This window comes from Paenibacillus glycanilyticus, from assembly GCF_051200795.1.
Classification (GTDB): Bacteria; Bacillota; Bacilli; order Paenibacillales; family Paenibacillaceae; genus Pristimantibacillus; species Pristimantibacillus glycanilyticus.
In genome coordinates, this window is sequence record NZ_CP195155.1 from 3027163 (window position 1) to 3054086 (window position 26924).

Annotated in this window: 25 protein-coding genes, 1 pseudogene and 2 riboswitches; of the genes and pseudogenes, 21 read left to right on the top strand and 5 right to left on the bottom strand. The window is 51.1% G+C overall.

Annotated elements, in window-relative coordinates; all coding sequences use genetic code 11:
- Positions 1 to 63: 63 nt before the first annotated feature.
- From ACR9FF_RS13885 to ACR9FF_RS13910, 6 genes are all read left to right on the top strand, one after another.
- The gene (locus tag ACR9FF_RS13885; RefSeq protein WP_127496713.1) at positions 64 to 1539 is read left to right on the top strand and encodes an MDR family MFS transporter; all 1476 of its coding nucleotides are present in this window, start codon (positions 64 to 66) and stop codon (positions 1537 to 1539) included.
- A 151-nt stretch (positions 1540 to 1690) separates the two neighbouring features.
- On the top strand, positions 1691 to 1987 hold the full coding sequence (locus ACR9FF_RS13890) for a chorismate mutase (RefSeq protein ID WP_435171774.1): 297 nt from the start codon (positions 1691 to 1693) through the stop codon (positions 1985 to 1987).
- A 110-nt stretch (positions 1988 to 2097) separates the two neighbouring features.
- Positions 2098 to 2364 carry a hypothetical protein gene (locus tag ACR9FF_RS13895; protein ID WP_435171776.1) on the top strand — a complete coding sequence of 89 codons (267 nt, stop codon included), beginning with the start codon at positions 2098 to 2100 and terminating at the stop codon, positions 2362 to 2364.
- Positions 2345 to 3439: a GerAB/ArcD/ProY family transporter gene (locus ACR9FF_RS13900; protein WP_435171778.1), complete on the top strand. Its 1095-nt coding sequence runs from the start codon at positions 2345 to 2347 to the stop codon at positions 3437 to 3439. Before ACR9FF_RS13895 ends, ACR9FF_RS13900 begins: the two co-directional genes overlap by 20 nt.
- Entirely contained in the window at positions 3436 to 4845 is a 1410-nt protein-coding gene (locus ACR9FF_RS13905) for a spore germination protein (RefSeq protein ID WP_435171780.1), read from the top strand. The genes ACR9FF_RS13900 and ACR9FF_RS13905 overlap by 4 nt, the downstream gene beginning before the upstream one ends.
- Complete coding sequence (locus tag ACR9FF_RS13910; RefSeq protein ID WP_127496718.1) at positions 4842 to 6068, top strand: Ger(x)C family spore germination protein; 1227 nt, start codon at positions 4842 to 4844, stop codon at positions 6066 to 6068. The genes ACR9FF_RS13905 and ACR9FF_RS13910 overlap by 4 nt, the downstream gene beginning before the upstream one ends.
- 37 nt (positions 6069 to 6105) lie before the next feature.
- Here the strand turns inward: ACR9FF_RS13910 and ACR9FF_RS13915 are convergent, their stop codons facing one another.
- Positions 6106 to 6711 (bottom strand): LysE/ArgO family amino acid transporter, encoded by a 606-nt coding sequence (locus ACR9FF_RS13915; protein ID WP_435171781.1) that lies wholly within the window; start codon positions 6709 to 6711, stop codon positions 6106 to 6108.
- A 124-nt stretch (positions 6712 to 6835) separates the two neighbouring features.
- Here ACR9FF_RS13915 and ACR9FF_RS13920 point away from each other — a divergent pair, with 124 nt between their 5' ends.
- The 5 genes from ACR9FF_RS13920 (at position 6836) to ACR9FF_RS13940 (ending at position 12777) form a co-directional block, all read left to right on the top strand.
- Entirely contained in the window at positions 6836 to 8275 is a 1440-nt protein-coding gene (locus ACR9FF_RS13920; protein WP_435171782.1) for a PLP-dependent aminotransferase family protein, read from the top strand.
- A 120-nt stretch (positions 8276 to 8395) separates the two neighbouring features.
- The gene (locus tag ACR9FF_RS13925) at positions 8396 to 10444 is read left to right on the top strand and encodes an acyltransferase family protein (RefSeq protein WP_435171783.1); all 2049 of its coding nucleotides are present in this window, start codon (positions 8396 to 8398) and stop codon (positions 10442 to 10444) included.
- A 27-nt stretch (positions 10445 to 10471) separates the two neighbouring features.
- The gene (locus tag ACR9FF_RS13930; protein WP_127496722.1) at positions 10472 to 10978 is read left to right on the top strand and encodes an RNA polymerase sigma factor; all 507 of its coding nucleotides are present in this window, start codon (positions 10472 to 10474) and stop codon (positions 10976 to 10978) included.
- On the top strand, positions 10975 to 11868 hold the full coding sequence (locus tag ACR9FF_RS13935) for a DUF3298 domain-containing protein (protein ID WP_435171784.1): 894 nt from the start codon (positions 10975 to 10977) through the stop codon (positions 11866 to 11868). The genes ACR9FF_RS13930 and ACR9FF_RS13935 overlap by 4 nt, the downstream gene beginning before the upstream one ends.
- A gap of 126 nt (positions 11869 to 11994) precedes the next feature.
- A complete protein-coding gene (locus ACR9FF_RS13940; protein WP_435171785.1) occupies positions 11995 to 12777 on the top strand; it encodes an SDR family oxidoreductase in 783 nt (260 codons plus the stop codon).
- 97 nt (positions 12778 to 12874) lie between these two features.
- Here the strand turns inward: ACR9FF_RS13940 and yjcZ are convergent, their stop codons facing one another.
- The 4 genes and pseudogenes from yjcZ to phnE all read right to left on the bottom strand — a co-directional run.
- Positions 12875 to 12994, bottom strand: coding sequence for a sporulation protein YjcZ (yjcZ, locus tag ACR9FF_RS13945; protein ID WP_127496725.1), 120 nt, complete (start codon positions 12992 to 12994; stop codon positions 12875 to 12877).
- A 247-nt stretch (positions 12995 to 13241) separates the two neighbouring features.
- A complete protein-coding gene (locus ACR9FF_RS13950; protein ID WP_164775553.1) occupies positions 13242 to 13409 on the bottom strand; it encodes a hypothetical protein in 168 nt (55 codons plus the stop codon).
- 237 nt (positions 13410 to 13646) lie between these two features.
- Complete coding sequence (locus tag ACR9FF_RS13955) at positions 13647 to 13814, bottom strand: hypothetical protein (protein ID WP_164775558.1); 168 nt, start codon at positions 13812 to 13814, stop codon at positions 13647 to 13649.
- A gap of 166 nt (positions 13815 to 13980) precedes the next feature.
- Positions 13981 to 14559: pseudogene (gene phnE, locus ACR9FF_RS13960) on the bottom strand (phosphonate ABC transporter, permease protein PhnE); the annotation flags it as partial.
- Positions 14560 to 15228: 669 nt separating this feature from the next.
- Here phnE and ACR9FF_RS13965 point away from each other — a divergent pair.
- The 10 genes from ACR9FF_RS13965 (at position 15229) to ACR9FF_RS14010 (ending at position 26880) form a co-directional block, all read left to right on the top strand.
- Positions 15229 to 15612, top strand: coding sequence for a 5'-nucleotidase C-terminal domain-containing protein (locus ACR9FF_RS13965; protein WP_435171786.1), 384 nt, complete (start codon positions 15229 to 15231; stop codon positions 15610 to 15612).
- Positions 15613 to 15819: 207 nt separating this feature from the next.
- Positions 15820 to 15925: riboswitch (guanidine-I (ykkC/yxkD leader) on the top strand.
- Between the two features lie 116 nt (positions 15926 to 16041).
- Complete coding sequence (locus tag ACR9FF_RS13970) at positions 16042 to 17394, top strand: APC family permease (protein ID WP_435171787.1); 1353 nt, start codon at positions 16042 to 16044, stop codon at positions 17392 to 17394.
- Positions 17395 to 17492: 98 nt separating this feature from the next.
- A riboswitch (guanidine-I (ykkC/yxkD leader) is annotated at positions 17493 to 17614 on the top strand.
- 40 nt (positions 17615 to 17654) lie between these two features.
- Entirely contained in the window at positions 17655 to 18374 is a 720-nt protein-coding gene (locus ACR9FF_RS13975; RefSeq protein ID WP_435171788.1) for an urea amidolyase associated protein UAAP1, read from the top strand.
- Between the two features lie 39 nt (positions 18375 to 18413).
- The gene (locus ACR9FF_RS13980) at positions 18414 to 19064 is read left to right on the top strand and encodes an urea amidolyase associated protein UAAP2 (RefSeq protein WP_127491955.1); all 651 of its coding nucleotides are present in this window, start codon (positions 18414 to 18416) and stop codon (positions 19062 to 19064) included.
- Positions 19065 to 19092: 28 nt separating this feature from the next.
- A complete protein-coding gene (gene uca / locus ACR9FF_RS13985; protein ID WP_435171789.1) occupies positions 19093 to 22740 on the top strand; it encodes an urea carboxylase in 3648 nt (1215 codons plus the stop codon).
- A complete protein-coding gene (gene atzF, locus ACR9FF_RS13990; RefSeq protein ID WP_435171790.1) occupies positions 22737 to 24509 on the top strand; it encodes an allophanate hydrolase in 1773 nt (590 codons plus the stop codon). The genes uca and atzF overlap by 4 nt, the downstream gene beginning before the upstream one ends.
- 93 nt (positions 24510 to 24602) lie before the next feature.
- Positions 24603 to 25115 (top strand): AAA family ATPase, encoded by a 513-nt coding sequence (locus ACR9FF_RS13995; protein WP_435171791.1) that lies wholly within the window; start codon positions 24603 to 24605, stop codon positions 25113 to 25115.
- 26 nt (positions 25116 to 25141) lie between these two features.
- Positions 25142 to 25657, top strand: coding sequence for a DinB family protein (locus tag ACR9FF_RS14000; protein ID WP_435171792.1), 516 nt, complete (start codon positions 25142 to 25144; stop codon positions 25655 to 25657).
- Between the two features lie 7 nt (positions 25658 to 25664).
- Positions 25665 to 26123, top strand: coding sequence for a putative immunity protein (locus tag ACR9FF_RS14005; RefSeq protein ID WP_127491964.1), 459 nt, complete (start codon positions 25665 to 25667; stop codon positions 26121 to 26123).
- A 49-nt stretch (positions 26124 to 26172) separates the two neighbouring features.
- Entirely contained in the window at positions 26173 to 26880 is a 708-nt protein-coding gene (locus ACR9FF_RS14010) for an MOSC domain-containing protein (RefSeq protein WP_435171793.1), read from the top strand.
- Positions 26881 to 26924 lie beyond the last annotated feature (44 nt).

The following is a 26924-nucleotide window of genomic DNA, read 5'->3' on the forward strand; positions in this document are numbered from 1 at the left end:
GTTGACCAACGGTCATTTTATCGCTATAATCCAAATGTAAGAAATCACGAATGGAGGATACAAATGGCGAAATCAAATATTCAAGCCGTACCTGACGCGAGTGCGTTTACGATCAGATCGATCATCGCGCCTCTCATTGCCGTCATTGTTGGTTTATTTATGGTTATTCTGGACGGAACGGCGATGAATGTCGCGTTAAGCGGCTTCATGAAGGAGTTCGGCAAGGACTTGTCAGTCGTTCAATGGACAACTACGGGATATGCGCTTGCGCAAGCTGCTGTCATTCCGCTGGCAGGCTGGCTGTCCGACCGGTTTGGGGCAAAGCGGATTTTCCTCATTTCCGTGGGGATGTTTACGTTTGGTTCCTTGCTCTGCGCTTTTGCGGGCAATATCGAAATGCTGATTCTTTTCCGGATTATTCAAGGTCTTGGCGGCGGCATGGTTATGCCGATTGCCTTCGCGATCATTTATAAGCTTAGCCCGCCTGAGAAGGTTGGCTCCGTCATGGGGATGCTTGGAATTCCGGTTCTGATCGCTCCCGCATTAGGCCCCGTTGTAGCCGGCGCATTAATCGATTACGCAACCTGGCATTGGATCTTCCTCATCAATATCCCTCTTGGCATCATCGGGATTATCGCAGGCATGCGTACGTTGCCGAACATTGAGCGCCAGGAAGTAAAGTCGCTTGACGTTCCGGGCATTATTTTTGGACCGCTCGCATTTGCCGCATTATCGTATGGGGTAAGCGAAGGAGGCACAAGCTGGACTTCGGTTCAGACTTTAACCGGTCTGATTGTAGGCGCTGCCTCGCTCATTATCTTCGTGTTTGTTGAGCTGCGCAGCAAGCAGCCGCTTCTGGAGCTTCGCGTATTCCGTTCCAGGGATTTCAGCAAGGGGATTATCGTCCAGTGGTTTACGCAGATTGCGCTAATGGGAACGTTCTTCCTCATTCCGATGCTTCTGATTCAAGTCCAGGGCCATACGGCCACGGAATCCGGCCTGATCATGCTGCCTCAAGCGATCGCTTCCGCCGTCTTTATGCCGATTGGCGGCAGGCTGTTCGACCGGATCGGAGCAAGACCGCTGCTGGTTACCGGCCTAAGTATCGTCGGAGTGGCTTCGTTCCTGTTATCGAACATTTCCGCGGATGACGGTTTATCGCTTATCCTGATTACATCCGGTCTGTTTGGAGTGGGGATGGGCTTGTCCATGATGCCAATGAATACGTATCTGATTCAAGCCTCCCCGCCAAGCCTGGTTGGCCGCGTCACCTCGCTCACTTCCGCAGCGCAGCAGGTGATGACGTCTTTTGCGATCGCGGGACTAAGCACTTATCTGACTACAAAGATTAAAGATGCGACGGTACCTGGCAAGGCTCCGGAGATTGACGCCTTATATCATTCCTACGGTGAAACTTTCCTCGTTGTGGTCGGCATTGCCATAGCAGGCGTTTTGTTGGGCTTATTCCTTCGCAAACCGGTCAGAGCAGAAGGCGATGAAGGTTCTGTTGTTGAAGCTCCTATGATGATGGGTCACTAATCCGAACGAAAATACCATTTATTTCTGAATTGTTCAGGAATGGATGGTTTTTTTCGTTTACAGACTGTACAACTGTATGTTATCTTCAATATATATTGATTGCTTTACTGCTATAAAGCGTCTACGCGACATCAGACTACGGAGGGTGCACATGACAGTATTAGAAGGACTGCGATCGGCCATTGATAAGACGGACCAACAGATTGTTGCCTTATTGGCACAAAGATTCATCTTTACTGAGGCAGTAGGGGAATACAAAGCAGCGAATCAGCTTCATTCGCAAGATCCCAAGCGGGAAGAACAGCAGTTCAAGAAAATTGTCGAGCTCTCCGAGCAGTACGGCTTGAGGCCAGAATACGCCATAGACATTTACCGGAAAATTATGGACATCGCGATATCAAGACATCAGGAGCTGCTTACGGATAATTTCACGGATCAAGCGGTTTAAGGCACGGCGGTTGTAACTTCGGTTACGCCGCGGTGCTTTTTTTTGTACATATTTCCATCCCTGTTGGAGCAAAATGACAATAACTACAAGGTTAGGGAGGGTGCCGCCTCGTGATCATCCTCGGACTGTTCGTCATTATGGTAATGGGCCTGCTCGTCATGTGTTTTCTGGATATGCTCGTTTTTAAACAATCTTTCCTGCATGTATTTGTACATCTTCTTCCGATCTATCCGGATACTTCGACCATCTATATTATCGCGGCTGCGTTTCTGATGGGAGCATGGGTAGACTTCAACATGACCGAGCGTTTGAAGAAGCCCAGCAAGCAGCCGAATAAGCAGGGAAGAGGGAATAACGGTGACGCCAAGCAAAATTAACTTTGTTGATATGTTCGCGATGCAGCTGGTGTTTTTGCTCAGTACATCGATTATCTTCGGAACGCCCAGCGTGGTTCCGGACTCCTGGTTAGTCGGAATCATTGCGTTTTTCCCGGCTTGCTTGTTTATTGTCGTGTATGGTGCCATGTTGTCTTCGCAGAAGGATATGGGGCTGTACCAGCTGCTTGAAAAAGCTTGGGGAAAGATCATAGGCAAAGCTTTTGTCCTTGTCTATGCAACCTACTTCCTGTACATTGCCTCCCGGAATATCCGGGATATGGTTGAGCTCGTTATGAGCACGCTCCTTCGCATGACTCCCGTACCGGTCATCACAACGTTGTTCGTCCTAATCGTTGCCTATGCCACGCTGGGCGGGATTCAGGCCATAGCCCGGTTCGCATCGCTTGTTCTATGTATTGTATTAATAATGCTGCTTACTATCGGGATACTTCTGATGTTCAGCAGCTCGCTTATTCTGGAACAGATGCTCCCTTTCTTATCGAAAGGAATCGGTCCGGTGGTTTTGTCTGCCTTCCAGCATTCGATCTGGTTCCCTTATGGAGAGATCGTTGTATTCCTGGTGTTTCAGAAGGAGATTGGCGGCGCGAAAGGATTTCGCCGGCTTACCTTATACGCATTCCTGAGCGCATGCATTATTTTATCGGTGTCCGATCTCATTCAAATCTGGACGCTTGGCATCGAAGAGAAGAAATATTCCTCATTCGCTTTGCTTGATGCGGCGCGTCTCATCAATATCGCCAATATCATCACGCGGATGGATGCCATCATCGCGCTTATCATTATGTTCGGAACGCTGCTTAAATGCGCGGTTTTTCTATTCGCCTGCACGGAAGGTCTTATGCATATTTTCAAGGGTAAGACGGGGAAATATAATTTTCCGCTTGCACTTCTGGCAGGTGCATTCTCAATCCTTGTCACGCGCAACAGCGCCGAGCATTTGACGGAAGGCTTGACGTATGTCATCTATACGCTTCATATTCCGCTTCAATTAATCGTGCCGCTATTAACGCTGCTGCTGCTCCGAATCCGTTACCGAAAAGGAGAGGCCACATGAATACGGACAATATGAGCTTTGCCGGAGAGGAGTCCTACCGTTTAGAGAGCGTAAAAAAACAATTTTCTTCCGTGTTCGGCAATACGGCGGATCTGGCGGTAGTCTCCGTGGATGTCGGGCATTACAAAGGGCTTCTATGCTATTTGACCACCATGACCAATACGGATTTCATCATAGAGCATGTTCTGAAGGAGCTGACTCTGTCCGAGCATAAAGAGCCAGTCAGCATGGACGAGACCTTTCATCTGCTGGAGACCGTCCATTATGCCGCGTTGAAGCATGAGACGCTTGTGGACCTGGATAAGGTAATGGACAAGATTGTTCTTGGCAACGCCGCCATCTTTATAGACGGGTTCCCGAAGGTGCTTGTACTGGAGGTTCGAACGCTTAATTCCCGTTCCATCGACGAGCCGACCACGCAAAATGTCGTTCGCGGCCCGAAGGAAGGATTCACGGAATCGGCAGATACGAATATGAGCCTGATCCGCAGAAGGTTCAACAACGTAAAGCTCCGTTTCGAGAAGTTCGAACTTGGCTATATGACGCATACGGCTGTCTATATGACTTACTTGGACGGCGAGGTAGAGGAGCATATTCTGAAGCAGGTCCGGGAGAAGCTGAACGGCTCGCAGATCGACAGCTTGTTCGATTCCGGCCGGATTGAAGAGATGCTTCATTCGAAGGGAAAAGGAATTCAGCTGTTTCCGACTGTCTATAGCGGCGAACGACCGGACGCGATTTGCAGCTGTTTGATAGACAAACGAATCGCTATCATTGTTGATGGCAGCCCCTTTGTGCTTGTTGTTCCGGCACTATTCACCGACTTCTTCAAATCGCCGGAGGATGAGTACCAATGGGTCGTTATTGGAACCTTTTCCCGCGTGCTCCGATACTTTGCCTTTATTTTGTCTCTGATTGTCCCGGCTCTCTACATTGCGGTGACGAGCTATCATCAGGAGCTTGTTCCGACCATTCTGCTGACCAGCATCGCAGCCCAGCGGGAGGGCATTCCTTTTCCGGCAAGCATCGAGATTCTGCTCATGGAAATTACGTTTGAGATATTGCGCGAAGCGGGTACCCGGATGCCACGGCTGGTTGGACCAACCATCTCCATTGTTGGTGCGCTCGTGCTTGGCGAAGCTGCGGTACAGGCCGGAGTCGTGTCGAACATTAACGTCATCGTTGTCTCCTTGACCGCGATCTCCGGGTTTGTCGCGCCAATCTATACGTTTGGTTCCAAAGTGCGCTTTTTCCGGTTCGGGATGATTATTCTGGCCTCCATAATAGGGCTCTATGGACTCGTGCTAGGTTGTGCCTTTCTGATGGTACAGATTACGCGTATTGAATCGTTTGGCGTACCGTACTTGTCTTTATTCTCCCGCTGGGATAAGAGGAGGGTCACATGAGCGTCGTACGATTCGCAGGGATAATCCTGCTCTGCTTCGCGCTATTGGCAGCTTGTACGGGATGTTGGGATCAGACCGAGCTGAACCAGTCTTCGCTTGTAACGGGGATGGCGCTTGAACCGGGCAATCATTCGAAATACAAGGTGACCTTTGAAGTCGTTAACGCTCTGGAGACGGACCCAACCAAAGGGGGAAAAGGCGGCACGCCAACCGCGATCTATTCCAAAGAAGGTAATTCGATAGCCGAAGCAACGCAAAGGATCAACGAAAGCTTGGAGCGTATGATCCTTATCTCTCATATCCGGGTTATCATTATCGATGAACGGCTTGCAAGGGAAGGGATCGATCAGTTTATGGACGTGCTTCAACGGAACCGGTATGTCCGTGAAGACGTTCTTGTGCTGGTAGGAAAGGGCTCCCCCGCATCGGATTTCCTAAGAACGGTCTACGCAAGGGGGCAATATGCCGGGTATAAGATTCAGATGCAGGTGGAGACTTACCGGAAGGTCTACGGAGGTATTCCCCGCAGTCACTTGTACGATGTTGCGCAAGTGCTGTTAACCGAAGGGCGTGTGCTGATGCTGGGGGCTATTAGCATATCAGGCAATGTAGAGAAGAGCGAGTCCATTGATTCGATCAAAACGATCTATCCGGCTGCCGTCGTCAAAATGGCCGGTGCTGCCGTCTTCCGCGGAGATAAGCTTATCGGGTACCTGTCCAACGAGCATACGCGTATGGTCATGCTGGCAAGCGACTACGTTTATAACACTTTATTCGCCTTGCCGGGATCGGTTAACGGTTCCAAAAGCCCTGGCGCAGTAGCCGTTCAATTCTATCATATGCACTCCCATATGCATGTCCGGATGGATGGTAAAACGCCAAAAATCCGGCTAAATGTCGAAGGGGATGGCAAGATTACGAGTCTTGACCAGAATATTAAGCTGACGACGATTAAGGGCTATGACAAGATTGAAGAAATGACCCGGGAATACGTTAACAAAGAACTGCAAAAGACGATCAGCTATGTGCAGCAAAATTTCGGCGTAGACGTGTTTGGCTTCGGCCAGCACTATTACCGCTATCACTTCCGCAAGTTCAAACCTATCGCTAGGGAATGGGACTCGCTGTTCAGCAAAGCCGAAGTGGAAATCGACAGTAATTTCACTTTGCGCCGCCCGGATCTGAAGACGCAAAAGCTTGAAAAAGACGGGATTGGACCATAAACGGAAGAAGACCAGCATCCGGCTGGTCTTCTTCCGTTTATGCATTGATTACAATCATCATAATGGCTGATGCCCAGATGAGCAGAGCGGAGATTTTGTTCATCGCCTTCATCAGTCTGCCGCCGGAATCAAGCTTGCCCATTATCCTTCCGGCTGCGGCGAGAGAGAAAAACCACAGCCACGAGACGAAGATACAGGCTATGGCGAACATCCATTTTGCCGGGCCGCCGTAATGCAAGGAGCTGGTACCGATTACTCCTATCGTATCCATGATGGCATGGGGATTAAAGAGCGATACCGAGGCGGCGAGTAGAACCTGCTTGCGCGGAGAATACCGGCTAGCTTCGCCGGTGGAGGATGCTAGTCCGTTTGAGCGCCAGGTTATCCAGCCGATATAGGCAAGAAACAGTACGCCGGCGATAATAAGAATGGTTTTGAGTACGGGTATGTTTATAATAAGTACAGAGACGCCAAGAATCGCCAGCAGAATCAGAATCGTATCACATAAGGCCGCAGCGATTACGACCGGAAGAGCCATGCGGAATTTGGGTTGCAGCGCGCCTTGCGAGAAAATAAACACATTTTGCGCGCCAAGGGGCAGAATGAGCCCGATGGCCAGCAGTAAACCATGCAGGAATGGCAAAGGAAACACAGCCTTTCTTTGTATGAAAATATGGACTTATTGTAAGGGCTGCAGCAAACATTGTCGCCATCCAAACGGTTGGCTTCCTTACCAACCAATATCAGATCAGGGAATGGGGATACCGATGAAGTTTGAAACGAACTGGAGGCCGGTCCGGAATAACGGAATGCCTCTTTACCGGCAAATCGCCGATTATGTCCGTGCAAAAATAGAAAGCGGCGAATGGCCGCCGGGCAGCCGTATCCCGACGGAAAGAGCTATCGCGCAAGTATTCGGCGTGAATCGGAGCACTATCGTACAAGCCTTCGCAGAGCTTACGGCAGACGGGCTGATTGAAGGGAAGAGCGGGAGCGGGACAATCGTTTCCGCAGCCGCAGCCTGGGATAACGAGGTTCCCAAGCTGCCGGACTGGGAAGCTTATGTAAAGACCGGTGTACATCGGCCGAACCAACGAACCATTCAGGATATTAATCATGCGGAGTTTATACCGGATATCATAAGGCTTGGGACGGGGGAGCCTTCTCCGGATTTATATCCGAAGGCGATGAACCGGATCCTCCGGCAGCTGCCGCCCCAAACGGATATTTTCGGCTATCCGGAGCCCCGCGGCTTGTATCCGCTTCGGGAAGAGATCAGCAAGCATATGGCGGGTTACGGAGTGAACGTATCTCCCGATTCGGTACTCATTGTATCCGGAGCCCTGCAAGCGTTGCAGCTTATTGCCCTCGGTCTGCTGAAGAACGGATCTTCCGTATTAACCGAATCTCCGTCTTATTTGCAATCCCTTCAAGTCTTTCAGTCTGCCGGCATGAGCATGACCGGCTTGCCTTTAAACGAGGAGGGAGTGGATACGCGCGCACTCGAGCATTATGCGGGAAGCGGAAAAGGGACGTTGCTGTATACCATCCCCAGCTTCCATAACCCTACCGGCACGGTAATGTCCCTGAACAGAAGGAGGGACGTTTACCGATTATGCGTAAAGTACAAGCTGCCGATCATGGAGGATGACGCGTACCGCGATCTCTGGCTGGACGAACCATCCCCTCCGCCGCTTAAATCGCAGGACCGCAACGGGCTGGTCCTGTATATCGGGAGCATGTCCAAGACGTTAAGTCCCGGACTGCGGATTGGCTGGGTTATTGGACCGGAGCAGGTGATCCACCGGCTTGCCGATGTGAAGATGCAGTCCGATTACGGAGCTAGCACGTTATCCCAATGGACGGTCACGCAATTTCTTCGGCAAGGGCTGTACGGGGAGCATCTCGACCATGTGAGGAAGGAGCTGAAAGCCCGCCGCACCTATATGCTGCAGCTGCTGGAATATTATTTGAAGGGAGTGGCGGAATGGGTGGTGCCAACGGGCGGGTTTTATATCTGGCTACGGTTCAAACGCGACCTGTCTATCCACGCTTTATTCGATGCCGCTCTTAAAGACGGAGTATTGCTTAATCCCGGATACCTTTATGACAAAACGGATCAAAATCATCTTCGTTTGTCCTACTCTTACGCCTCTTTCGAGCAAATGAAAATAGGAATCGAGCGGCTTGCCCACAGCATACCCTGAAGTGACGGGATGCTGTTTTTTTGTTCAAAATTTCCATGAAAAAAGTGCAAACTTTTTGGCGGCTTGATGCGTCTTGAATACATAACAAAATTATTTAATATGTAAGGGACGGAAACAGCAATGGAAGACAACATGAACAGCAAGAAACGTTACATGCCGGGATTGGACGGATTAAGGGCTTTATCGGTGCTCGCCGTCATCGCGTACCATCTGAACATGAAATGGGCGCAGGGAGGATTAATTGGAGTTGCCATCTTTTTTGTCATCTCCGGCTACCTCATTACCGATCAAATCCTTATTCAGAAGCAGCGCTACGGAAGGCTGGATTTGAAGGACTTCTGGATAAGAAGAGCACGCAGGCTTCTTCCTGCGATGTTCTGTATGCTGCTGTTCGTTGCCATATGGCTGTTGTTACTCGATCCCGACCGGTTAAACCACTTGCAGGGCGACTACTTATCATCGCTGTTCTACGTTAATAACTGGTGGCTGATTTTCCATCAGGTCTCGTATTTCGAAAGCTTTGGCCCGCCGTCCCCAATCGGACATCTATGGTCTCTGTCGATTGAAGAGCAGTTCTATCTGATTTGGCCGCTGTTATTGCTTCTGACCCACCGCCGCGGCAAGCTGTTCGTTATGATTCTTGCCGCAGCCGTCGCATCGGCACTCGCAATGGCGTTCCTGTATGTTCCCGGATCCGATCCAAGCCGCGTCTATTATGGAACGGATACCCGCATGTTTGGTCTTTTGATTGGAGCGGCACTGGCTGTCGTATGGCCGAGTCATAAGCTGAATGCAGCCGTGTCCAAAGCCTCCAGGTTTTCGATGGATATCATCGGAGGCATAAGCTTGATCGCGCTTATCGCCATGATGCATCAAATGAACGAATACGATGCTTCATTATACCGCGGCGGTTTCCTGGGGTTGTCGGTTCTCACTGCAATTGTAATCGCTGTACTTGCTCATCCTGCCAGCTTGCTGGCAATAGCCTTGGGGCTTCGCCCGTTAAAATGGATTGGCGTTCGTTCTTATAGCTTATACATTTGGCATTATCCTGTTATTATTTTAACGAATCCTTCCAATCAAGCCGTTACCCCAAGTCCGTTATTGATTGCATTCCAGATCGCGGCAAGCTTTGCGCTCGCTGCCTTATCTTACAAATACGTGGAGGAACCGCTTCGGCGCGGCTCGCTTCGGGCAAAATTCCGGACGGCATTATCCGTCAGATGGCTTGGCGTACAGCCTCTTGCTTTTCTAATTATTATTCCTTTATTACTTACGCCAAGCTTCGGGAATTCGCTTCTGAAAGCCAAACAGGCTCCGGTAACGGTTGTCTCGGATAATATCCAGCGTGATGACGTGCAGCCGTCGATTCCGCCTTCTACGACAACGCCGCCTCCAACAAAAGAGCCGGAAGACGATGCTGCCGTTACGACTCCCGACCATCATACGGATAAACCGGATAAGAATCCCGCAACAAGCAAACCGACGAAAAATGAGGAGCCGGATTCAACAAAGGAGCCTGTTCAGACGGCTAAGCCGGAGCATACGCCGGAGCCGTCCAAAGAACCGGAAACGGATGCCGGGAAGCCTTCCGGAGAGACGAAGGATAGTTCTACCACCACCGAGCCTCCTCAAAAGGGAGCGGACGACCCGAATAAGCCGCCGGTTGAAACGGCAAAACCTCCCGTTCATCAAGCGGGAAGCGGCAAAGGAATTACCGTTATCGGTGATTCGGTCATTCTGGATGCTGCACCGTTCCTTGAGAAGCTAATGCCCGGCATTGTCGTGGATGGTAAAGTTGGCCGTCAGATGAGGCAGGCACAGGACGTGATCGACCAGATGAAGGCCGATAATACGCTAGGCAGCACGGTCGTTCTGGAGCTGGGGACCAACGGAGCGTTTACCAACAAGCAACTGAAGGCGTTAATCGAGTCGCTTGATAAGGTTGAGCATATTTATCTCGTTAATACGCGTGTCCCGCGGAACTGGCAGGATACAGTAAATCAGATGCTTCCAGAAGTTGCTAAGGCGTACAGCAATGTAACCATAGTAGACTGGTATTCTGCAAGCGAAGGGAAGGAAGATTATTTCGCGAAGGATGGCGTTCATTTGAAGCGCGACGGCGCAGAGTTTTATGCGTCCGTGCTTATCGATGCGATCTCCAAGTGACCATAAATAGAGAAGGGTATGCCGGCCATGAACAGAAAGTCCGAACAAATACTGACCAATTGCATCACAGAAAACAAGGAAAACATTTACCGGCTGGCATATAGCTATGTCAAAAATAAAGAGGACGCGCTCGATATAGTTCAGGACTCGATTTATAAAGCCATGACCAGTATCGAGCTGCTCAAGGATTCCACAGTGGTGAAAAGCTGGTTTTACCGTATCGTTGTGAACACCTCTTTGGATTTCTTGCGCAAGCACAAGAGAGTTCATCCGATGGACCAGGAAAAACTGGAATTTTACGCTTTAGGCGCAGAAGATTCCTACATGGACATCGATCTGGTCAGGACACTCGCGGATTTGCCCCCTAAATACCGGGAAGTTGTAGTCCTCCGCTACTTCGAGGATATGAAGATCGAAGAGGTGGCGGAGGTGCTTCAAGAGAATGTGAATACGGTCAAAACGAGATTGTACCAAGCGTTGAGACTGCTTCGCATGAAGCTGAAGGATTCTTCCTTAAAGGAGACTAATGGATGAGTGATATATTAGAGCATCTGCGGAAGGAGTATCAGTCGGTACCGATTCCGGAGGAACTGGATCTTATCGTTAACCGTTCCATCAAGCAAGCCCTGCATACCCGCAAGGCAAAACGTTTGAAGGTAAAAGGGATGACGGTAGCGGCAGCGATACTCGTATTTCTGATTGCGATTAACGCCAGTACAACGGTTGCAAATGCTCTTGCTTCCATTCCTGGCGTGGAACGGATTATCAAAGTGCTTACCTTGCAAGAGTTCAAAGTGAAGGATTCCAATTACGAAGCCGATATCAAAGTGCCGGCGATTACGAATATGGAGAACAAGGAGCTTCAGCTGGGGCTTAATCAGAAATATTTGGCCGAAAGTAAAGCGTTATATGCCCAATTCCAGGCAGAGATTGAAGAACTAAAGAAACAAGGCTTGAACGACGCTCATGTCGGAATAGATGCCGGATACGAAGTGAAGACGGATAACGATACGATTTTGTCTATTGGCCGTTATTTTCTGCAGACGGCGGCATCTTCTTCCACGGTGATGCAGTTTGATACGATTGATAAGAAAAATCAGAGATTGATTACATTGCCAATGTTGTTCAAAGATGATCAGTATATAAAGCTGGTAAGCGACAATATTTTAGCCCAAATGAAAGAGCAGATGAAAAACGATGACGGCAAGATCTATTGGATTGCCGGAGCAACGGACTATATCTCGGAAGAGGAGACGTTCTCGTCGATCAAGAAGGATCAGAGCTTCTATATTAACGAAGACGGCAAGCTGGTTATCGTATTTAATAAATATGAGGTTGCTCCGGGCTCGATGGGCCTTCCGGAATTCATTATTCCAACAGACGCCATCCAGGGTGATCTTGTCAGCAACCATTATATCAAGTAAGGGACAAGCAGAGGGGCGATGCTCCTCTGCTTTGTTTTGTATCCGCAATTCCTTATTTTGGTGACAAGATAGGGATCGGGATGGTAAAATACAGCCGATAAACTCACAAGCGAAGGGACAAATCCAATGAAACTTCATTCCAATACCATTCTTATAACCGGCGGTGCTTCCGGCATCGGTCTCGAGCTGGCTAGCCGCTTATCGGCCCTTGGCAATACGGTTATCGTAGCTGGCCGGGATCAAGCTAAGCTCGAACAAGCGAAAGCGCAATACCCGAAGCTTCATACGTTCCCGTGCGACGTTACGAATCCCGATTCTATCGCCAAATTACATAACAGCGTAACCGTTCAATTCCCGGAGCTTAATATGCTTATTAATAATGCAGGCCTGATGCGTAAAATCAATTTGCAGAAGAAGGAAGTCGATCTCCTCGACATCAGCCGCGAGATCGAGACGAATCTGAGCGGACCGGTTCGTATGGTTAACCAGTTCCTGCCCCATTTGCTGAAGCAGCCATCCGCGGCCATCATGAATGTCTCATCCGCATTGGCGTTTGTTCCTTTCGCGATCTCGCCCGTCTACGGCGCTACAAAAGCCGGCATTCATTCCTTTACCCGTTCTTTGAGGGCCCAGCTCAAGAATACGCAGGTTCAGGTATTTGAGCTTGCTCCGCCATTAACGAAAACAACGCTGGTTGACGCGTTCGAAGCCGATGATATGAAAGGAAGCGCGGCGATGGAAGTGTCCGAGCTCGTTAGTCATGTCCTTAAAGCGATGGAAAAGGATCAGCTTGAAATTCGTCCGGGGCAAAGCAATCTGCTCAAGCTGATGAGCCGGATGGCGCCTAATTTTATTTTTAAGCTAATGAGTAAATCGGTGGATGCCATGCATGCGGAAGCCGGAAAATAATAAAGGGTGCCTCACTTGCCTTTTAGAAAAAGAAAAATAGCGTTGCAGGGATAGCACCCTGCAACGCTATTTTTATGAAAATCACTAGCCAGTTGTATTAGCTTTTTTTATCCCGATATCCGCCGTAAGAAGAGCAGCCACCACCAAAGATACCACAGCTGCAAGCGATAATGACCAACAGGATAAACAGAACAAGAATGAAACCGGAAGATGCCATTAAGAATAAAACCTCCTAGTAATTTAGAATACACTATAGATTATGATTCTATGTTAGCAATTGCTTGGACCTCTATCTCGTAGATAAGAGGCTATTTGCAATCGTCATGCTAGGATGAGTCTCCTGATAGGAAGATTGACAGGCCAGGCGCAAGCGGACAGAAGGCCCCGTATAGGGGCCTTCTGTCCGCTCTATATTTTAAAGAATTACATTCATCAGCATGCATGGAGGCATGATGCTTTATTGATTAGTAGTAACCTTTACCTGTACCTACGCCTCCAACCCCTGGGTAACCGCCGCCGCAGCCGCCACCCCAACCGCCTACAAATCCGCAACCGCAGACGATGATCACCAGCAAGATGAACAGCACAAGAATTGAACCAACATGGTTAAAACCATGGCCAAGTCCTGACATAATTCACAACACCTCCTTACGTCTGGATATACTTTACTATATGAGCGAGAAGCGGATGTGCTTGGGTATTTGCCTCGGAGGCATTTAACCAATTCCATTTGCCCCTCCGGTACAGAGGTAACGGGTGGATAATCGCCACGCACAGCAAACAGAAGACCCGCAGAGGGGTCTTCTGTCTGCTGCATCTATTTAAAGAATTACATTCATCAGCATGCATGGAGGCAGTAACTGCATGGATTAGTAGTAACCTTTACCTGTACCTACGCCTCCAACTCCCGGGTAACCGCCGCCGCAGCCGCCACCCCAACCGCCTACAAATCCGCAACCGCAGACGATGATCACCAGCAAGATGAACAGCACAAGAATTGAACCAACACTGTTAAAACCATGGCCAAGTCCTGACATAATTCACAACACCTCCTTACGTCTGGAGTATTCTTCAATATATGTGGGTGGAGGAGATATGCTTGGGTATTTGCCTCTCCGGTACAAAAGCCGGGCTAAGGGATTTACCCTTTTGGGGAATCGAAAAGAAAAGGACAGTTCCATTGATGGAACTGTCCTTTTCCCATTACACGAGCTTTCTTCGGATCGCGCCGGAGATAAGGTCAATGACGGTGATCATGACGATAATCCCAAGCAAAATAATGCCGACACGGTCCCAATGACGCGTGCTTAAAGCGAAGATGAGCGGCGTACCGATTCCTCCGGCTCCGATAAAGCCAAGGATGGTCGCCGAACGGACGTTAATTTCGAACCGGTACAACATATAGGACAAAAAGCTTGGAAGCACTTGCGGCAGCACGGCAAACCATAATTGCTGGAAGCGATTGGCGCCGGATGCAAGCAGGGCTTCGGAAGGACCGCGGTCGATGCTCTCGATCTCCTCGGCATACAGCTTGCTAAGCATGCCGACGGAATGAATGCCAAGAGCAAGAACGCCTGCGAACGAGCCCGGACCTACGGCTTTGATGAAGAGGAGGGCTATAACCAGCTCGGGGAAGGTGCGCACAAAGCTCAGAACAATCTTTCCCGATCCCGAGACCGTCCGGAACCTGCTCCTATTTCTGGCCGCCCAGATGGCAAAAGGAAAGCTGACCACCGCAGAAATAATCGTTCCCAGAACGGAAATAGCCAGCGTATCCAGTAATCAAGCCGTCAAAGCATGGGTCGCCTACATACGGGAGCATGAGCAGCCGGATCTTCTTATTGTCAGCTATCATGGAGGCTTCGAACGCGATTTGGCTAATGGCCAAGCTACCGAGCGGTTAACCGGCGAGAACCAGGCTTACGCGATGTGCATGGAGGTCCCGGGCATTGATGTATTGATTACCGGGCATCAGCACCGCTTGATCGCGGAGGAGCTGAACGGAGTGCTCGTCGTGCAGACGGGAAGCAATGGACAAGCCCTTGGACATCTTGCAATTGAATTTGAGCATAGCGAAGATGGCTGGCGAATTGTTTCAAAGGCGGCCCGGCTGTTGAAGCCGGAAGCGGATACTGCGGCGGATAGGGAGGTAGAGGCCCTAACCGGGGCGATGGAAAGAAAGACGCAGGAATGGCTGGACCAGCCCATTGGAACGACGGAAGGGGACTTGTTCGTACGCGATCCATTTGAATGCCGCAGGGCACCGCATCCCTTTGTGCAGTTTATTCATCAGGTACAGCTTGAGTCGACAGGCGCGGAAATATCAGCTGCGGCTTTGCTTAGCGAAGAGTCCAAGGGCTTTGGAGCTGTCATTACGGTCAGGGATGTGCTGTCGGCTTTCGTATATCCAAACACGTTAACGGTTCTTGTTTTACCGGAGAGGATATCCGCATGGCGCTAGAGCAATGTGCCGCTTATTTCGAGCTTGGCGCGGACGGGAAACCAGGCATCAGCGATGCGTATCTTCAGCCTAAAGCCCAGCATTACAATTATGACATGTGGTCGGGGATTGAATATGACATTAATCTATCATTTCCTGTTGGAAAACGCATTATTAAGCTTTCCCGGAGTGGCGAGGAACTCCGCATGACGGCTGAATACTCGGTGGTTATGAACAATTACCGCGCTGGGGGCGGCGGAAACTTCGATATGTTCCAAGGGAAGCCCGTTCTCTTTGAAGGGGCGGAAGATATGGCCGATTTAGCGGTTGGGTATATTCGGTCGAAAGGCCGGCTGACGGCCTCGGAAGATAGGAATTGGCGATTAACATGGTAGGAAAAGAAAGAGGGCCGCTCTTCTATCGAAGAGTAGTCCTCTTTTTTCTATATTAAAACGAAGAGAAAACGCTTATATGTGAACAAATCGAACATCATCGCAAATAAATTTGAAAAAGGGGCTTGAAAAACCAAATTTACATGTTATATTAAATAACATCAAGTTGAAACGAAGAATGTAAGCTTACATTACGCGAGCAACTGAATAGCCATTGTTCTCTAGGGTTCCGCAGCGATCTATTACGCTGGTCTGGTCCGAGAGAGGACGCACGGCCAACAGGCTGTGTCCACGGAGGGAGAAAAGCCCGGGAGGATATGAATAATATCTTCCCGCGGCTTTTTTTATTCTCCGGATTGAAACGCGTTCTGCCGCCTAAGGACGGCAAAGCCGTTTTACCTTGTTTGTCCAGAGAAAGGGAGGAGTATGGAGATGAAACAAGAAATTACGCTGCGCCAATCACTTACGCTTGTTCAGGTCGTCGCGCTTGGCTTGGCCTGGATGACGCCAATGATTTACTTCTCGGTATTCGGAATCGCTTATGACGCTTCGAAAGGAATGATTACGGAAGCCTACTCGCTGTCCATAGTAGCGATCTTCTTCACGGCGTACAGCTACAGCATTATGGCCAAGATCTTCCCGGGTTCCGGTTCCTCTTATACTTATGTTAAGAAATCGATGCATCCTATTCCCGGCTTTACGGTAGGATGGGCGATTCTGCTCGATTACTTGTTCTCCCCGATTATTGCCTGCCTGACCTTCGGCATTTACCTGAATGCCCAGTTCCCTGCGGTTCCGGCCTATGTGTGGATCATACTGCTGAACATCATTTTGGCGATCGTCAACATCGCGGGCATTAAATTCTCCGCCAGCTTAAGCAAGCTGTTTGTTCTCTTCCAGATCATATTTATCGCTTTGTTCTGCGGCTATCTGATGAAAGGCTTGAATGGCGTGCATGACGTTGTGCTGCCTTTCACCCACATGGATGCCGGATTGTCGACGCTGCTTGCCGGCGCTTCGCTGATCTGCTTCTCATTCCTTGGCTTCGATACCGTATCGACTTTGTCGGAGGAAACGATCGACGCGAAAAAGACGATCCCAAGAGCGATTATGCTCATCATTCTGATTGCGAGTATCCTCTACATTACGACATCCGTCCTGATTCAGATGAGATATCCTAACCTGACCTTTAACAATCTGGATGCAGCAGGCTTTGAATTGATGAAGCTTGCCGGCGGTGCGGCGTTAGGCGCTATTTTTACAACCGTTCTGATTTTCGCGATCTTCACGCAAGGGCTGACTTCCGTGACGAGCGTATCCCGGTTGATGTATGTGCTTGGCCGCGACTCGATTCTGCCGAAAAAATTTTTCGGAGCCCTGCATCCCAAATACCGTACGCCGGTCAACAATATCGTGCTCGTATCCGTCATTTCTCTGCTTGCTTTAGTTATCAGTCTGGATATGGCCGTTAAGTTCGTAAGCTTTGGCGCATTAACCTCGTTTGCCTTTGTTAACCTTTCTGTCATTGTGGAATGCTTCATCAAACGCAAGCAGCGTTCGCTCAAGCAAACGTTCCAATATTTGATTTTCCCTTTGATCGGAGCATCGTTCATTATTTGGCTCATCACGCTGCTTGACTCTCAAGCGCTGCTTCTTGGCTGCATTTGGCTCGTTTTCGGAGTTACTTATTATCTGTTCCGCACAAGAAAGCTGCGCGCGGCGGAAATGAAGCCTTCAGCAACAATCTTTCCTTCATCCGCAGCGATCGAAACGGAATTAAAATAATTTTTATGTAATGTATATTGACACGGAAAATCAATCCACTTATACTTGGGCTATGTTAGCAATCATTACATCTGAATAAGTTCCGGAATTGCCGGAGCGAAAAAGCTGTCTAGGGTTCCGTTGACGGGTAAACGTCAAGTCTGGTCCGAGAGACGGCGTATGACGGAAGCTTATCGAAGCAGCCGATCATATGACACGGAAGGACAAAAGCCTGGGAGATCATTCTCCCGGGCTTTTTTTATTCAAAGGGGGACATAACGATGAGCAGCATTTGGAAAACATCGATTCGCGCCGGGGAGAAATGGTCTGGGACGGTAAGCAAAGGCAGACGGATTCGGTTTACGGCTGAGGAAGCAGGCGCGAACCTGTCGATTATGCTTTTTAACGCGAAGGATTTGACGGAGCGCTATAACATGCCGGATTCGCTCAAGGCGCAATACACCGCGCATTTGACGAAAGGCCATACGCTTATGAGCGATAACGGAAGAGTGCTTGCGAGCATCGTGGAAGACAGCCTGGGCTGGCATGATACGATCAGCGGCTACACGACAAGAGCTCTTACCGACCGCAAGTACGGCAAGACGACCTACCAGGAGCTCCGGAATGAATGGCTTCGGTCCGGCCAAGAGAACTTTGCTGTTGAACTGACGCGTAACGGGCTTGGCTTAAGGGATATGTCGCCTGTTGTGAATTTGTTTTCCAAGGTTTATGTGGATGACGAAGGGCAAATGCATTATGAGCTTGGTCATTGCGAGGCCGGGGCATCCGTCGTACTCCGCACGGAAATGGATGTTCTGATTGTCGTATCGAATACTCCTAACCCGCTTGATCCAAGAACGGAATACCCGGCCGTACCGGTTGGCATTGAAGTGTCGGCAGCCGAACCGGTGACCGAGGATGATTATTGCTTGAACTTCAGATCGGAGAACCGCAGGGCGTTCGAGAATACATGGAGCTACTATCAATTGCTGGAGCTATAATAGACGGAATATTTCGATTCATTTGAGGAGGATACACCAATGGGAAGCTTTAACCGGGTAGAAAGCACGCGCTTGCCTGAGGCGGCGATATATAACGAAGTAGTACTGGCAGGGGATGGCTGGATGCATGATCTGGAGCCTGGTCAAGTACTCCGCATTGTGGATCTGGAAGGAAATCAAGCGGCGGATACGTTGTTCTTCGATGCGGATAATCCGGAGGATCATTACAGCGCGGTTGCTACGATTACGAATCAGCAGAACATTTACCTGACAACGGGTTCTGTCCTGCTTGCCGAATCGGGCAAAGAGCTGGTGAAGATTGTTGCCGATACATGCGGCCGGCATGACACGGTTGGGGGCTCCTGCTCCGCGCAGAGCAATACAGTCCGTTACGCCCATGAGAAGCTGCACATGCATAACTGCCGGGATACGTTTATGCTGCAGCTTGCACAGCGCGGCGAGCCGTACAACAAGCGCGATTTGGCGCCAAACGTCAATTTTTTCATGAATGTGCCGGTTACGCCGGAAGGTGGCTTGAAATTCGATGACGGCGTATCCTCGCCGGGAGCTTACGTGGAAATGCAATCCGTCGGACGGACTGCCGTGCTGATCAGCAATTGTCCGCAGCTTAATAATCCGTGCAATGCCTATAATCCGACGCCGATTCGCGTCTTGATCTGGAACGACTAGCCATCTTGGGAGAAGGGGAGAGATTACGATGTTTACAAAAGTACTGATTGCCAACCGGGGAGCAATTGCGGTTCGAATTGAAAGAACCCTTCGCAAAATGGGCATTGCCTCCGTTGCTGTATATACGAAAGCCGACCAAGACAGCCTGCATGTGGATATGGCGGATGAAGCGGTGCTTCTGGGTGAAGGGCCTGCGAAGGAAAGCTACCTGAACGCGGATCTCATTCTGCAAATTGCAAAAGACACCGGAGCGCAAGCGATCCATCCCGGTTACGGCTTCCTGAGCGAAAACGCGGATTTTGCCCGCGCATGCCGCGAGAACGGCATTGCCTTTATCGGACCTACTCCCGAGCAGATGGAAGCCTTCGGCCTGAAGCATTCCGCACGCGAGCTGGCCGAGCAAGCCCATGTTCCGCTCCTGCCGGGTACTCCTCTTCTGACCGAGCTGGATGAAGCGGTTGCTCATGCAGCCGAGATCGGCTATCCCGTTATTCTGAAGAGCACGGCCGGCGGCGGCGGAATCGGCATGCGGGTGTGCGACGATGAAGAAGCGCTGCGCGCTGCCTTCGATAGCGTGCGTCACCTAGCGGAAGCAAACTTCAAGAACGGCGGGATGTTCCTCGAGAAATATATTGCGAAAGCGCGCCATGTGGAAGTGCAGATCTTCGGTAACGGCAACGGCGAAGTTGCAGCCCTCGGCGAACGGGATTGCTCGGTGCAGCGCCGCAACCAGAAGGTTGTCGAAGAAAGCCCGGCTCCGCAATTCCCGGAGGAGGTGCGGGCTGAAATTCTTGCCTGCGCGAAGCGCCTTGCGGCCGTGGCCGGTTACCGCAGCGCAGGAACGGTTGAGTTCCTGTACGATCCTTCGAGCTGCAAATTCTACTTCCTTGAAGTAAATACCCGCCTGCAGGTTGAGCATGGCGTTACAGAGGAAGTGCTTGGTCTTGATCTCGTAGAGTGGATGGTGAAGGAAGCAGCGGGAGAGCTGAACGGCTTGGAAGCTCTTGTTCCGGTGTCCAAGGGTCATAGCATTCAGGCCCGTATCTACGCGGAGGATTGCCTGCAAGGATTCCGTCCAAGCGCAGGTCAGCTGGATCAGGCGTTATTTTCCGGCGAAGCGCGTACGGAAACTTGGGTTCGCGACGGCATCACAGTAACGACGCTGTACGATCCGATGCTCGCTAAAGTAATCGTGCATGGCGAGAACCGCGAGGATGCCATTGCCAAGCTGAAGCAGGCATTAAACGAAACGCGCTTCTATGGCATTACGACAAATCTGCAGTATGTTCAGGCGCTGCTTGACGAGAAGCAATTCGTTTCAGGCGATGTATATACCCAGCTGTTAAACGGTTTTGCCCCGGCGGAGTCCGCGCTTGAAGTACTGGACGGCGGCGTTCAGACGACGGTTCAGGACTACCCGGGCCGGGTTGGCCACTGGGATGTAGGCGTTCCGCCATGCGGACCGATGGATCCGCTCGCTTTCCGGATTGGCAACAAGCTGCTTGGCAATGCCGATGAGGCGAGCGGTCTTGAACTGACGCTGCGCGGCGGTTCCTATAAATTCCGCGAGAGCATGCTGTTCTGCGTTACCGGCGCCGATATGAAGCCGGCTCTGGATGACGAGGTTATTCCGATGTACACGCCGGTAAGAGCGGAACGCGGACAAGTGCTTAGCTTCGGAGAGTCGGAGGAAGGTCTGCGCACGTACCTGCTGATCGAAGGCGGATTAGATATGCCGCTCATTCTGGGCAGTGCGGCAACCTTTACGCTTGGCGGCTTTGGCGGTCATGGCGGACGCGCGCTGCGAACCGGGGATGTGCTTGGCGTGAACCGTAAACAAGGAACGTCTGTGAACATAGTCAAGGAGCCGCTTCCTGCGAAGCTGCAGCCGGCTATTTCCCGCGAATGGACGATCGGCGTTATTCCGGGGCCGCATTGCACAAGCGAGTTTTTGAAGCCGGAATATCTGGAGCAGCTTGCGAATACAAGCTTTGAGGTTCACTTCAACAGCTCGAGAACCGGGGTGCGCTTAATTGGTCCTGCTCCGCTGTGGGAGAGAGAAGACGGAGGGGAAGCGGGGCTTCACCCGTCCAACATACACGATAATGCCTATGCGGTCGGAACTCTTGACTTGACCGGCGACATGCCGATCCTGCTTGGCCCGGACGGTCCTAGCCTTGGCGGCTTCGTATGCCCGGTAACGACGGCATCCGCCGAGTTCTGGAAGCTGGGTCAGCTCCATCCCGGCGACAAAGTACGATTCCAGCTCGTTACGCTGGAAGAAGCCGAAGAGCTTCGCAAGCAGCAAGAGGAACTGCTGGATGCGATTGAGAAGGATCATGCCAACGAGCTTCAAGCTGGCGGATTGCCGGCGGTGCATGCGGCCTTCTCGCCGGAGTATCCGGTTCTGTACCGCGAGGAAGCAGGGCGCAAATTCCCGATTACCATCCGTTGCAGCGGCGACGAGAATCTGCTTGTCGAGTATGGTTCCCTGGAGCTGGATCTTCTGCTTCGCTTCCAGGTGCATGCCCTTGTAGAAGCTATCCGGGAGAGCGGCGTTATTCCGGTGCTTGATCTGACGCCGGGCGTCCGTTCGGTGCAGGTGCATATTGACGCCGCGCGGATGAGCGTCCGCGAAGCGGCCAAACAGCTGCTTGCTATTGACAGCAGCCTGCCGCCGCTCGAATCGATCCGCGTTCCGTCCCGTATTGTCCGTCTTCCGTTATCATGGGATGATCCGGCTACGCAGCTCGCGATTGATCGTTACCAGCAGAACGTTCGCCCGGATGCGCCTTGGTGCCCGAGCAACCTGGAGTTTATCCGCCGCGTGAACGGCCTTGACAGCATTGACGATGTTCAGCGCATTGTATTTGACGCCAGTTACTTGGTGCTTGGTCTTGGCGACGTCTATCTCGGCGCTCCGCTGGCTACGCCAATCGACCCGCGTCACCGGCTTGTTACAACGAAGTACAATCCGGCCCGCACCTGGACACCGGAGAATGCCGTAGGCATCGGCGGAGCTTATATGTGCGTATACGGCATGGAAGGGCCAGGCGGCTACCAGTTTGTTGGCCGTACAATCCAAATGTGGAATAAGCTGCGCTCGACGGAAAGCTTCAAAGCCGGCAAGCCTTGGCTGCTCCGCTTCTTCGACCAGATTCAATTCTACCCGGTTACGGCCGAGGAGCTGCTGCAGCTGAGGGAGGATTTCCCGCGCGGCAGATTCGAAGCGGATATTACGGTAACAACGTTTGACCTTGGCGAATACCTGCAATTCCTGGATTCCATCGAGGAGAGCGCAGATAAGTTCCGAAGCCAGCAGCAGTCGGCTTTTAATGAAGAAAGAGATCGCTGGAAGGAGCTTGGACTTGCCGAGTACGTGTCGGAGCAGGATTCGGCGAAGCCGGTTAGCGACGAAGAGCTGCCTTCTGACGTGGATGCGATGAAATGCTCCATGCCGGGCAGCGTATGGAAAGTGCTTGTAAACCCGGGCGATTCCATCAAGAAAGGCGATACCCTTATTATCGTAGAATCGATGAAAATGGAGTTCTCGCAAAATGCTCCGTTTGACGGCATCATTCATTCCGTGCATGTCAAGCCGGGTGACGGCGTTAATGCCGGCCAATTGATTGTTGGCATCTCGAAACTAGCGGAAAGAGAGCTGACCCGCATATGAGCGAATTCCAATCGGTAATGACCATTTCATGGCTGCGCGAGCAATATACGAACGGTACGCTTACGCCTTTGCAAGTCATTCAATCCATTATTGATCGTGCCGAGGCCGATCGAGAAAAACATATTTGGATCACGCCGCCGTCGCTGGCATACATCCAGCGCTACCTGGACCGGTTGAATGAACTGGACATGGCGTTGCTGCCGCTGTGGGGGATCCCGTTTGCGGTAAAAGACAACATCGACGTTGCCGGCATGCCCACAACGGCCGGCTGCGAGGAATACTCGTATCTGCCTTCGGAGCATGCGGCAGTCGTGGAACGTCTTATCCATGCAGGCGCAATCCCTGTCGGCAAAACCAATCTCGACCAGTTCGCAACCGGACTGGTCGGAACCAGAAGCCCTTACGGCGATACGCATAACGCGCTGCGTCCGGAGCTCATCAGCGGCGGCTCCAGCTCCGGCTCGGCCGTAGCCGTCGCTTTGGGGCAAGCGGTATTTTCCCTAGGCACGGATACGGCCGGCTCCGGCAGAGTGCCTGCCGCGCTGAACAATCTGGTTGGTCTAAAACCAAGCGTTGGCGCATGGCCGAGCAAAGGAGTTGTTCCGGCTTGCGAGAGTCTGGACTGCGTGACGGTATTTGCCCATACTCTCGAAGATGCGGAGCTGATAGACCAGGTTGTCCGCGGTATTCAGCCGGATGATCCTTGGTCGAAGGAGATAACGCTTGGCGAACGCAAGCTTCCTGCGAAGCTGCTTCTTCCGGATGGTCCCCTGACCTTCTATGGTCCGTTTGCCGATTCCTACCGGGTGGCTTGGGAAAAATCCGTAAACAACCTGAAGGCTCTTAAGCTTCCCATTGAATATGTAGATATTCAACTGTTCCAAGCTGCGGCCGCCTTATTATATGAAGGTCCGTGGGTTGCCGAGCGCTGGTCGGCGCTGGGTAGCTTTATTGAAGCCCATCCGGGTGTTACGTTCCCGGTAACGGAAAAGGTACTCCGCGGCGCGACCAAGCCGGAATTTGACGCGGCATCCGTGTTCACCGCTTTTCACAAGCTGCAAGGCTACAAACTGGCGGCCAAAAAGCTGCTGCAAGACGCGGCGCTCGTCATGCCGACAGCAGGCGGTACGTGGACGCGCGAACAAGTGGCGGCTGACCCGATCAGCACGAATAGCGCGATGGGGCTGTATACAAACCACTGCAACCTGCTCGATTTGAGTGCGCTTGCCGTTCCTTCCGGCGCGGCGGCTACTGATTTGCCGTTTGGTATTACTCTGTTTGCCGCATCGGGTGAAGAAGGCAGGCTGTTCCAATTGGCCGAGGTGATTCGTGCGGCGCAAGAACCACAGCCAACTACGCTTGTGGCCGTTTGCGGCCTGCATATGAGAGGTCTGCCGCTAGAACGCCAGATGCTGGAGCATGGAGCCGTTTTTGTCCGCGAGGACCGGACGTCGCCATCCTATAAGCTGATGAAACTGCAGACGGTACCGCCCAAGCCGGGGCTTCTGAAGCTCCCGCAGGGCGGAGCATCCATTGAAGTAGAAGTATGGGAGATGCCGATTGCGACATTTGGTGCTTTTACGGCTGCTATACCGGCGCCGCTTGGGATTGGCAAAGTGGAGCTCTCGGACGGAAGCATCGTGCCAGGCTTTATATGCGAGGCTTACGGAACGGTTGATGCCGAGGACATTACCTCCTATGGAGGCTGGAGAAATGCGCTTGCCGCCATAGCCGAAGCGAAGGCTGAAGCTGCAATGCAGCTCGATTGACTCCAAGAATAGCCAACAATTATAATTTAAAAAGACAGACGCACTTCTCCTTAATGGAAAGTGCGTTTTCTTTTTCTAGGAGGGAGAGTTGTCATGAATCATGTTTATATTATTTCCGGTCCGGCTGGTGTAGGGAAGTCCACGACATCGAAACAGCTTGTGCAGCGCTTCTCGAATTCTGCATATATTTCCGGTGACTATATTAGCCATCTGCATGTAAAAGGCAGGCAGAAGCCCTGGGAGTGCAAAGAAGAACTTGTGCTTATTTGGACAAACCTATTGGCTTTGACCCGTAACTTTCTTGCTCAAGGTATTGATGTCGTTATCGACTATGTGACTTTTCCGAATGAAGCGTTATGGTTGAAGGAACAGCTGAGAGAGACTTTGGCGAACGTATCCTATGTTGTTCTATGGACGGATCGGGAAACGCTGCTTGCCCGGGATCAATCACGGATTCCCGAGCATCGGATGGGAGAACGCTGCCTTATTTTAATGCACGAATTCCTTGAATCGGGTGTGGAGAAACGGCATATTGTAAATAACAACAGCCGCTCTATTGAACAGGTCGTAGAGATGATTATCTCAGGCGAACGGTATATAATGTAGGTAGGGCATGCATAAAGAGGTGACCAATGAGAGGTCTGGAAGTTATTTATACTTATACGGAAAGGCTTGATCAGTATACAATAGAACAATTACGTTACCGGATCGAACCCGGAACCTGGTCGATTGGCCAGGTCTACTCGCATATCGTTGATGTTGCTCTCGAATATCTGGACAATATCAGGCAATGCGAAGAGTCCGGCGTCGAGCAGCCGCTTGGCAAAACGAAAGCAGGCGAGAGATTGTTCGGAGAGGGCGCTTTTCCGCCGGTCAAGATCAAATTGCCGGAAGGCATGGAATACAGTCCAAACGATGCGAAAAATAAAGAAGATCATCTACATGATTTGAATCGGTTAATAGATAACATGAGAGCTTGGGATTTTCGGATTGCAGGCATTCATCCCCTATATAAGGTGAGGCATGGCGGATTCGGCTGGTTGAATGCCAGAGAGTGGCATGATCTGATTGAGATGCATACCCGTCATCATTTACGACAAATAAAGGAGATCGAAGAACGATGGAACAAAGTGACAGTCGACAGGTGAGCAAAATATGAAGGGGCTAATTAGTCCGGACAGACGTATAGCAGACCTAGTCAAACAAGTCGATCATCGCGTCCTGGCTTTATGGGCGGCGGATTGTGCCGATCGGGCCCGTCCATGCTTCGAAATTGTCCTCTCGGAGGATAGTCGGATGCAGGAGGCTATTCTTGCAGCCCGCGCCTGGTCGCGCGGCGAGCTTCCGATGTCCTCCGCGCGCAAAGCGGCTTCTGCCGCGCATACCGCAGCACGCGATGTCATTGCCGCGAGCAGCGCGGCATCACGAGCCGCCCGCGCCGCCGGACATGCGGCCGCAACTGCTCATGTTGCCAGTCACGCGGTACATGCCGCTTCTTATGCGGCTACGGCTATCCGGGATCTGGCGGATAAAGCGCAGGCCAAGCTGATCGCCGATCAGGAGCGGGAATGGCAATATATGCGGCTTGTTGAATTGCTTGAGCAGTTAAGATAGAGACTTCTATATATTAATTTACAATGTTTAGACAAAGGGGCATTCGAACGTGCAGATCGGCCAAATTCAAGAAATATACCGTTATCCGGTGAAATCGTTTGCAGGCGAGAAACTTGAGGATTGCGTAATCGAAGAGTATGGCATGCTCGGAGACAGGTTTGTCGCCTTTTACGATGAGACGAAGAAGGAATGGTATAAATACATAACCGCAAGGAATATACCCAATCTATTGAACTATCGGGCGACGTTCCGGAACGGGGAAATTCGGATTACGGGACCAGACGGACAAACGTACGGCTGGGATGAAAGTCTGCTGGAAGAAATCCAGAGCCAGACGAAGACAAGGCTGACCATGTCGGCCATGAAAGAAGCGCATCCCGAGCATCCGCAGCTGCTGTCCGTGGACGGAGCGAGTATTCTGATCATTACGGACAGCTCCTTGAACAAGCTTCAGCAGACTTGGGGCAAGGAGCTTGACGAACGCCGTTTCCGTGCCAACTTCGTAGTTAAGGTCGCAGATGATTCGATTACCGAAGGAGATTGGATCGGCCGCAGGCTGACGATTGGAGATGCGCAGCTGCAGGTGGACAGCTTTTGCCAGCGCTGCGTGCTCATTACGATGAATCCGGACACCCAGGTGAAAGACCCTTCTTTGCTTCGAAAAGTGAATGAAGAGTTTAATTTGCACTTTGGCGTATACGGTTCCGTCGTCAAGACAGGAACAATCAAGCAAGGGGATAAGGTGTTGCTTGATTAAACGTCAATAACAGAAAGAAACCGTGGGCTGAAGCCCACGGTTTC

Bases quoted from the DNA above. Each gene is read 5' to 3' on its own strand.
- ACR9FF_RS13965 (WP_435171786.1), top strand. From the start codon at position 15,229: ATGGCGCTAGAGCAATGTGCCGCTTATTTCGAGCTTGGCGCGGACGGG.
- ACR9FF_RS13890 (WP_435171774.1), top strand. From the start codon at position 1,691: ATGACAGTATTAGAAGGACTGCGATCGGCCATTGATAAGACGGACCAA.
- ACR9FF_RS13980 (WP_127491955.1), top strand. From the start codon at position 18,414: ATGGGAAGCTTTAACCGGGTAGAAAGCACGCGCTTGCCTGAGGCGGCG.
- ACR9FF_RS13950 (WP_164775553.1), bottom strand. From the start codon at position 13,409: ATGTCAGGACTTGGCCATGGTTTTAACCATGTTGGTTCAATTCTTGTG.
- uca (WP_435171789.1), top strand. From the start codon at position 19,093: ATGTTTACAAAAGTACTGATTGCCAACCGGGGAGCAATTGCGGTTCGA.
- ACR9FF_RS13905 (WP_435171780.1), top strand. From the start codon at position 3,436: ATGAATACGGACAATATGAGCTTTGCCGGAGAGGAGTCCTACCGTTTA.
- ACR9FF_RS13940 (WP_435171785.1), top strand. From the start codon at position 11,995: ATGAAACTTCATTCCAATACCATTCTTATAACCGGCGGTGCTTCCGGC.
- ACR9FF_RS13885 (WP_127496713.1), top strand. From the start codon at position 64: ATGGCGAAATCAAATATTCAAGCCGTACCTGACGCGAGTGCGTTTACG.
- ACR9FF_RS13975 (WP_435171788.1), top strand. From the start codon at position 17,655: ATGAGCAGCATTTGGAAAACATCGATTCGCGCCGGGGAGAAATGGTCT.
- ACR9FF_RS13925 (WP_435171783.1), top strand. From the start codon at position 8,396: ATGGAAGACAACATGAACAGCAAGAAACGTTACATGCCGGGATTGGAC.
- ACR9FF_RS13910 (WP_127496718.1), top strand. From the start codon at position 4,842: ATGAGCGTCGTACGATTCGCAGGGATAATCCTGCTCTGCTTCGCGCTA.
- ACR9FF_RS13930 (WP_127496722.1), top strand. From the start codon at position 10,472: ATGAACAGAAAGTCCGAACAAATACTGACCAATTGCATCACAGAAAAC.
- ACR9FF_RS14005 (WP_127491964.1), top strand. From the start codon at position 25,665: ATGAAGGGGCTAATTAGTCCGGACAGACGTATAGCAGACCTAGTCAAA.
- ACR9FF_RS13920 (WP_435171782.1), top strand. From the start codon at position 6,836: ATGAAGTTTGAAACGAACTGGAGGCCGGTCCGGAATAACGGAATGCCT.
- ACR9FF_RS13995 (WP_435171791.1), top strand. From the start codon at position 24,603: ATGAATCATGTTTATATTATTTCCGGTCCGGCTGGTGTAGGGAAGTCC.
- ACR9FF_RS14000 (WP_435171792.1), top strand. From the start codon at position 25,142: ATGAGAGGTCTGGAAGTTATTTATACTTATACGGAAAGGCTTGATCAG.
- yjcZ (WP_127496725.1), bottom strand. From the start codon at position 12,994: ATGGCATCTTCCGGTTTCATTCTTGTTCTGTTTATCCTGTTGGTCATT.
- ACR9FF_RS13935 (WP_435171784.1), top strand. From the start codon at position 10,975: ATGAGTGATATATTAGAGCATCTGCGGAAGGAGTATCAGTCGGTACCG.
- ACR9FF_RS13970 (WP_435171787.1), top strand. From the start codon at position 16,042: ATGAAACAAGAAATTACGCTGCGCCAATCACTTACGCTTGTTCAGGTC.
- atzF (WP_435171790.1), top strand. From the start codon at position 22,737: ATGAGCGAATTCCAATCGGTAATGACCATTTCATGGCTGCGCGAGCAA.
- ACR9FF_RS13955 (WP_164775558.1), bottom strand. From the start codon at position 13,814: ATGTCAGGACTTGGCCATGGTTTTAACAGTGTTGGTTCAATTCTTGTG.